Genomic DNA, 8,517 nt, shown 5'->3' with positions numbered 1-8,517 from the left:
GTTATAAGAGACTTCTACTACTTGGTTATTATCTTCTTGATAATGTTTTATACTTGTGAAATCTGCTTGCCCCCTCACTAAAACAGGTCCATTATTGAATGATAATTTTGCACTGTTATCATTCGATAAACGAACTAGCTTCCCTGTATTCTTACTAAAACTGACAGCAATTCCATTGGCTTTCAAGGTAATCAAAGTATCTGTTTCTGTAGTTGTAGCAGACTGATTGTAAGGTGTATTTAATAAGTTTTTGATAAGTTCTGTATTAGATTTTATCTTCCAAACCCAACGATATATTTCCTTTTTATCTGTATCATAAGCGATAAGTACCAGTACTTCAAAGCCTTTCCAATCGGCTGGAAGGCTTATTTTTAATACTCCTTTGTCAGTTGGTTTTATATTAGGAGAGATGACATCCCCCGTTTGAGCAATAGAATAGCCTGTTTGAGAATTACTCCTTGCATTAAAATTAACCAGTTCCCAACGGAAAACACATTGATTAAGGTTAGTAAAATGATAACGATTTTCTACGGGAATTTCACCATTGAAATCACTAGACAATTCTTTCATCGTTATTTTTACAGGTGAATAAATCTCACGAATAGCATAGGCACTTCCTTCTTTTTCTCGATGTGGTCCCACTACTCCGTCAGGGGCATTAATGCCGTTGATGTCGATTGTATTGTTGTGGTCAGTTCTCATAATTCCTTCATCGGCTAAATTCCAAATAAAGCCCCCAGCTCCTTTTTTGGCATTCCAATGCAATTCCCAGAAATCTGCCAAGGCCGCTGCTCCACCACCATCGTGCATGGCGTGTAAAAACTCGGTTGGCATATAGATATTGGTATCTGCCAAAAGCTTTTGGGTACTGTAATAGTTTTCGTAATGATTACAATCTATTCCGTTAAAAGCATTATCTGGTTTATGATGTGCATGAATAACGGTTCGTTGAGATATATCATAATTGCCAAAATCATCATCTAAATCCTTGTTATGCCCGCCTTCGTTGCCGTTACTCCAAAAAATGATGGATGGATGATTGGTATCTCGCATCACCATTTCCTTGGCTAATGGCTCTCCTGCTTTAGTGTTATAAGCTTTTTGCCAACCTGTTAGTTCATCAATGACATAAAGCCCCAATGAATCGCAGAGACGAAGAAAGTTTGCATCAGGCGGATAATGTGAACATCTTACAGCATTCATGTTCATTTCTTTGATTAATTTGACATCGGTCAAATCGCCTTCTGGAAAAGTTGCACGCCCGTACTCTGGCCAAAAAACATGACGATTAACGCCTTTCATTTTGATTTTGACGCCATTGAGGTAAATTCCATCGTGTTTTCTCACTTCGATAGTCCTGAAACCAAATGATTCTGTGGTTTCGTAAAAAAGCTCATTACCTTTTTTTAATTGAACTTTTACTCGATAAAGATTAGGCGTTTCGGCTGTCCATAAAGCAGGCGACTGGATATTTGTTTTTAACAAAATTGTCGAATCTCCTGCCGTTGTTTGTGCTTTTGTTGTGCCAATGGTATTCCCTTTTTTATCCAGAATTTGAGCAACAATTTCTCTTCCACCTAATTTATTATTAAGGTGTACTTTAAGGTTAAAATTGCCATTTGCCTTTCCATCAATCGACATCCAATCAATGTTCTCTTTGGGTTTAGCTTCTAAATAAACAGGGCGAAAAATCCCTCCAAAAATCCAAAAATCTGCAAGACGTTCGGCATTATTGATAGTTTTTTCGGCAGACATTTTACTTACTTTTACTTCCAAAAGATTGTTTTTACCGTATTTTAATTTCTCTGAAATATTGTATTTAAAACGATAAAATGCTCCTTGATGAACCTTCCCAGCTAAAGTACCGTTGACTTTCACTTCAGTATCGGTCATAGAACCTTCAAAAACAATCCAGATTTCTTTATTTTTCCATGATTCAGGAACAGTGAATGCTGTTTTATAAAAACCTTGTTCGTCGGCATATTTGAACAACTTCCCGAAGGTTACATCATCTCTACCATAGTTGTATGTACCAAAGCCTTGCTGTTCCCAATGGCTCGGTACTTGAATGGTTGACCAAATGCCCGCTTTACGTCCGCCACTAACTTGGAATTGCCATGTTTTTGGATGAGTAACATCTGTACCAGAAAGGTATTGAATTGCTGATTTTGCAGTCGATTGTGCTTGAAGATAGAGGCTTATCAAGCTCAAAATCGTAATAATTAGCACTTTATTTAATAGTTTCATACTTGTTATGGTTTATCGTTTTCTAGTGGTTCAACATCTAATCTACTCAGTGCCAGACCTGTATCCATAAGATAAATACGTACGGTTGTTTTTCCAGCTTGTTCAATTTTTAGAGAAATACTTGATTCGGTATAACCACGTAGTACATTGGCAGACCACTTTTTGTCTTCTTTTGGATGATTAAAGTCAATAAAAGTTGGTTTTTCTTGATTAATGGTGACACCTAAAAGTAAACTTCTTCCAGCATGAATGGCATGAGTAGGCAAACATTTAATGGATAAATTGTATGTTCCTTGTTTTAGCGAAAGGTTATACTCTACATAAGGAGCATTGTCAATCGCTGTTTCTTTGAAAGAATTACCATTGAAAGGATAACGAGTAATACTTTTTCCTCCTAATCCAAGTCCGTTGATAGCAATAATTTGTTCGTTGACTATTTCATGTTTAGTTTGAAAATCGGTGGCGTATTTTGTAGCCGCATTGGCTTTTGTAGCAGCTTTAATTGGTGTGGTATCCAAATATCGACGGTCATATACTTTCTGAATAGTAGAAGTACTATCTAAAACCTCTGGAGTTCCTACTGTTGGCATTCCATAAACTGATAGATTTCTAGGAAAATAAGTAATAATATGATCCCATTTTCCTTGTTGAATACCAGTATTATAATATTTAGTAAGCGACTTGATTTGCTTAAACGCATCTTCTGCTTTTCGAGAATATGCTATGGCAAGTTTTTTGTCGATTGTTGCCACTTGGCGACTCATTTCAGCGTAAAATATTTTACGATTCATCAATCCGGCTCCTTTTACAGGATATTCAATCAATTCAAAAAAAGCATCTTTTTGATAAGGTTGTATCTTTTTCTTGAGCCTCTCCACTTGGTCGATTAAGGCATCGTATGCTAAGATTCTTTCTTGCTTGGAAGCATCATCAAATTGTAAAATACCGAGGTGCTCTGGTTTGCCATTTTGAGCTAATTGTAAATATCGGTTTTTGATATTGGCTATTTCAGGTGCTAATGCTTTCCCAAAAGTTTCACCTGCCCAATATTCGGCATATTTCCACGCATTTCCAGGATTCCATTTTTTTACATCCCAAGCCATATCTAAGAAGAATTGTGTTTCCATTTCTGATGGCTTAATATCGCCAACATTCAATACCCAAAGTCTGTTTGCTCCAAACTGATATGCTTTGGCCATCTCATAAGAAATAAGTGAAGGTGAAGTAGTTGTGAGCCACAAGTAGTCATGCGGACCGCCTAAATAGGATAAATGATAATAAACGCCACTTGCTCCACTGCGTTTTTGTTCTTCTGGATTAGAAAGTTGTCGGATATAGCCAAAATTATCATCTGTCCAGATTAATGTGGCGTCTTCGGGGACTTTTAATCCTGCTCGATATAAGTCTAATACTTCTTTATAAGGACAAAAAATTTGAGGTACGTTCAGGATACCTCCTAAATTTCGTTCAAAAATTTCTCGTTCATCTTTGAAAATAACATCAAGTAATTGGATTTTGCCTTCTTTAGTTGTAGGTCCTACAATCGAACCATCACGAACCCCACGCATACCGATTGTATAAATGGTTTCGTAATTTTTGGCTTCTTTTACACGGTCTTCCCAATACCGATATATTTGGGCTTTATTTTTATCGTAACGGTATTCGTTGGGTTTTTCTGAGTACTCCTGCTCGTAGTTTTTTCCCCATTCAAAAGTGTTACTTCTCAACATCATATCGCAGTGAGTAGAACCAATCACGATACCATATTTATCTGCCACTTTGGGGTTTTCTTTGTAATACCAAAAAGCCTTGGTATTATCGTGCATGGCTGGCCAAATCATATTGGCACGAAGGCGTAGCAACAATTCAAAAACATGGCTGTAAGTATTAGGCCCAATATCTTTGATAGTAGTGTCCATTTTTCTTTTTGCCCAAGCATTCAAACCCCAATCTTCATCATTGATAAAAATACCTCTGTATTTTACAGAAGGTTCACCAACCGTGATATTTCCAGATAAAGCAAAAAGTTCTTTTCTTGGTATTGGGTTTACATCTGCCCACCACGTCCAAGGTGAAACACCGGCCATGCGAGAGATTTCAAATAGTCCATAAGCTGTTCCTCTTCGGTCGCTTCCAACAATAACCAAAGCCTGCTTTACATTTGGGAAAGGATTATTTATGGTAACAATCTTAAAAGACTCCCACTTGTTTTGAATAGCACTAAGGTCTATTTTCTTCGATGTTACTAATTGATTTATTACCGCTGAAGCACCCAAAGTACCAGCAATAATAAGATATTGCGGAGCTGTTTTTAAATCATGGATGATACTTGGTTTTACTCCAGTAATTCGAAAAATATCTGAAGAAACTGCTTCAGCAGTGATTCCAACAACTTCGGCATTGCTTTCTTCTACCAAAATACTTGTAGCAGTAGCTTTGCTTACAATTGGAAATGCCCCTATTTGGACTTTAGAAACAATAGAAAGTGTTTTCTGAGCGAATAATATGTAGGGGCAAAGCCACACTATTAACAATAAAATATTCCTAATAATAGCTTTTGAGCAATAATTTGGAATGAAAAATAATCGTTTGAGATTGTTCATTGTTAGGACTAAAATTAAATTGTTTAGACAACGAAATTAATTTAGTCCTCATGAAAATAATCGGCGTTTTGTGCCAAAAAACTGGCAATTTGATACGTAAAGGCAATTAATAAACTATTGCTTACTGTTTTGACTATACTTTTTAGGTGTCTGCCCAAATTGTTTTTGAAAGGCTCTGCTAAAAGTAGTTGGGTCGGAGTAACCAACCATGTAGGAGATTTCAGCAACTGTATGATTTTCTTGCAAATATTCTGAAGCCTTTTTTAATCGAATGGTAGTGATGAAATCATGAACTGATTGATTGGTCAATGCTTTAATTTTTCGATAAAGTTGTGTTCTACTCAGCGACAATTGGTCAGCCAACCATTCAACGTTTAAATTAGTATCCAGTAAATTACTTTCTATTAAGTGATAAACTTTGGTAACAAAGAGCTTATCGGTAGCATTAGTCCCAATTATTTTGTGGTCAAAACCCGTAGATAATCCAAACAGTTCTCTTAGCTTTTTGCGTGAATTCAATAGATTTTGAATACGACTTTGGAGTAATTCTGAGCTAAAAGGTTTAGGGATAAAGGCATCCGCACCGATGTCATAACTTTCTATTTGACTTTCTTGCGATTGTCTGGCTGTCAAAACAATCACAGGAATATGACTGGTACGTTCATCATTTTTTATTTTCCCGCACAGTTCGATACCACTTTCTTGTGGCATCATTACGTCGGTAATAATAATATCTGGCACTATTTCTTTGGCTTTTTCAAAACCTTCTACTCCATTGCTGGCTTCATAAACCTGATAGGTATTTTGCAAAATACTTTTCAAATAAGTACGAATATCATAGTTGTCTTCTACCAGCAATACAACTTCTGATGATGTGTTTTGAGTCTCTTCTAAAGCTATCGTTTCTATCTTATCATTACTGTATTCGGCTATCTGAGAAAACTCTTGGACAGTATTTTCATCAAAACCTTTTAGTGTAAACGTAAAACAAGTTGCTATAAATGGCTCGCTACTTACGCTAATATTTCCTTGGTGTAATTCCACTAATTCTTTGGTCAAAGCTAAACCAAGCCCTGTCCCTTCCGATGATTTTTGTGCATGATTATCGGCTTGAACAAAAGGGTCAAAAACTCTATCAATCATGTTGGCAGGAATACCCGAACCATTGTCTTTTACAGAAATACTTACGTCATTCATTTGAGGTGATTGGGCGTGTAGCGTAATCCAAATTTCTCCTTTTTCACCGCTAAATTTCAACGCATTTGAGACAAGGTTATACAGTATCGTACTAAGTACTTCAGCATCGAAGCCCATGAATAGAGATTCTTTTTCGCTTTCAAAATGTAGCTTTATTTGTCTTTTTTCTGCACGAAGTTCAAAGGCAGATAAAAGTTGTCGGATAAACAACACTATATCTTGATGTTGGATAGCTAATTGACGTGTTCCCGATTCCAGTTTTCTAAATGCTAATAATTCATTTATCAACTGTAACAACCTACTTGCATTGCGATGTATAATTTGATAATACGTTTTTTCTTTGCCAGCAAGATTTTTTCCGGACATTAAGTAATCTAATGGGTCGATGATTAAGGACAAAGGCGTTCTAAATTCATGCGAAATATTGGTAAAAAAACGAGATTTTAGTTCGTCCATTTCAATGGCTTTTTCGGCTTGTATTTTAGCTTCAAATATTTTTTGATGATACGCCTGACGAGTTTGGACAATTCGGTAAATACCGTAAATCAAGAAGATAAAAAGTAGAGCATAAACACCATAAGCCCACCAAGTATGCCACCAAGGAGGTAAAACGATGATTTCGAGTGTGGCTGGTTCTGGATTCCAAATACCATCGCTATTAGAAGCTTTTACCAAAAGTCGATACTTGCCATCAGGCAAATTTGAATAACTGGCTACTCGTTTACGTGCATCAGAAACTACCCAATCAGCATCAATACCTTCCAATTTGTAAGCATATTGGCAACGGTCTGGGGCAATGTATTGTAAAGCAGCAAACTCAATAGAAAATGAATGGTCATCATGAATAAACCTTAGTTGTTTTGTAAGGGCAATCGGCAAAGTCAATAATACTCTTTCATTTACTTTCTCTCCTTGTAACACCGCTTTGTTTTGGACTTCTAAACCTGTAAAATAAACTTTTGGGAGTTGTGTATTATCAGAAATTTCTGTTGGCAAAAAACTGACAAAACCTTCTGTACTTCCAAAAAATAACTCACCATTTTTATTATCTCTACAACCAGTTGCATCGGTAAATTCAAATCTTGGAGTATTTTCTTTAATAGTATAATTTCGGATAATTCCCGATGCAATGTTGAGGCGAGATAAACCCAGCTTATGTCCAATCCATATAAAACCCTGTTGGTCAGCTTGTACTTTTGCAATATAAGTATCTGCAAGTCCTTGTTGTTGACCGAAAAGAGTAATGTGGTTTTTGCTATCAATTTTTGCTAATCCGTTGGCTGTTCCGGCCCAGATATTCCCTTTTTCATCTTCTGTTATGCCATAGACTCGATTATCGGGTAGCTTTGGGTTTACTCCTTCACTATTATAAATCTGTATTTCAGCAATTTGACGAGTCCGTAAATTCCTTTTTACCTTAATTAATCCCGCATATTCAGAGCCAATCCATAAATTTTTTTTGGAATCAAAAAACAAACAGCCCGCACCAGAACTACTAAAAGAATGATTTAATTTCTGTTTTTGAAAGGTATTAGTTTTGGGGTCGTATCTCAGAATACCATTGATAGTAGCCAACCAAATGGATTGGTCTAATAGGTCTTCGGCAATTGCAAAAAATCTTGTAAAGGCTGCTCCATTTTGCTGAAAATAGCTTGTAGTTTTCTTTGTTCGTGGGTTATATTTATCTAATCTGGTTCTACTTCCTATCCACAAATCACCACGACTATCTTTGAGCAAAGCCCGAACATTTTTACCAGAAACTAGTCCTGTTACAGTTTTCCTTGTATAAGTTTTTCTATCAAAAAATACCACACCTTTGTCTTGTGTACCCAACCAAATACCCGATGAATCTGCCAGAATAGCACGTACCGATGTTTGAGCAGTTGAATGCAAATCAGTTTCGAGCGTATGTGTGTGAAAAGGCTTTGCATTAAGTTCAGCTTTATTTACTCCTCCTGTAGTAGTTCCTAACCAAAGAATCCCTTCATTGTCTTTATAAACACAATTGACATTGTTATCATTGATACCGCCTTCGTTATTAGGATTTACCTTAAAAACGATATTTTCTTTTGTCTGAGAAAGTTCAAATAATCCAATTTTTTGTTGAAGTTCTGTAGCAAGACTATTGATTTTAGCCAGATTTTGTTGACGATTAACGGAATCTCGAATCGCTTTGGGCAATTGAGCAGGTTTAAAACGAATAAAATTATCGGTTTCATATTGATACCGACAAATGACAGAACGAAAGGTTTCTATCCATAAATCGCCATTAGTGTCTTTATAAAGATAATGAATGCGGTTGCTAGCAATAGAATGATTATCGTTTGGAATATTTTTATATACCTTAAAACTATAGCCATCGTAACGACAAAGCCCATTCCAAGTACCAAACCACATAAAACCATATTTATCTTTTATGATTGTTCGTACTCTATTTTGAGACAAGCCATCTTTGGTCGTCAGATAACTG

3 protein-coding genes are annotated in these 8,517 nt (G+C 36.2%); all 3 read right to left on the bottom strand.

Annotated features, from left to right (window positions below; genetic code table 11):
• Positions 1 to 2,247: glycoside hydrolase family 2 protein (locus VB798_RS24240; protein WP_323689825.1), on the bottom strand; the 2,247-nt coding region annotated here is incomplete at its 3' end.
• A 5-nt stretch (positions 2,248 to 2,252) separates the two neighbouring features.
• Positions 2,253 to 4,850 (bottom strand): glycosyl hydrolase 115 family protein, encoded by a 2,598-nt coding sequence (locus VB798_RS24235; RefSeq protein ID WP_323689824.1) that lies wholly within the window; start codon positions 4,848 to 4,850, stop codon positions 2,253 to 2,255.
• A 114-nt stretch (positions 4,851 to 4,964) separates the two neighbouring features.
• Positions 4,965 to 8,492, bottom strand: a complete 3,528-nt coding sequence (locus tag VB798_RS24230) for a hybrid sensor histidine kinase/response regulator transcription factor (RefSeq protein ID WP_323689823.1) — start codon at positions 8,490 to 8,492, stop codon at positions 4,965 to 4,967.
• Positions 8,493 to 8,517: the final 25 nt, after the last annotated feature.

The organism is Arcicella lustrica, from assembly GCF_034930985.1.
In the GTDB taxonomy this organism is placed as follows: domain Bacteria; phylum Bacteroidota; class Bacteroidia; order Cytophagales; family Spirosomataceae; genus Arcicella; species Arcicella lustrica.
The sequence above is the reverse complement of the archived record's forward strand: the minus strand, read 5'-3'. Positions and strand labels throughout refer to the sequence as shown.

Excerpts from the sequence above, each read along its gene's own strand:
- VB798_RS24235 (WP_323689824.1), bottom strand. The coding sequence starts at position 4,850 with ATGAACAATCTCAAACGATTATTTTTCATTCCAAATTATTGCTCAAAA.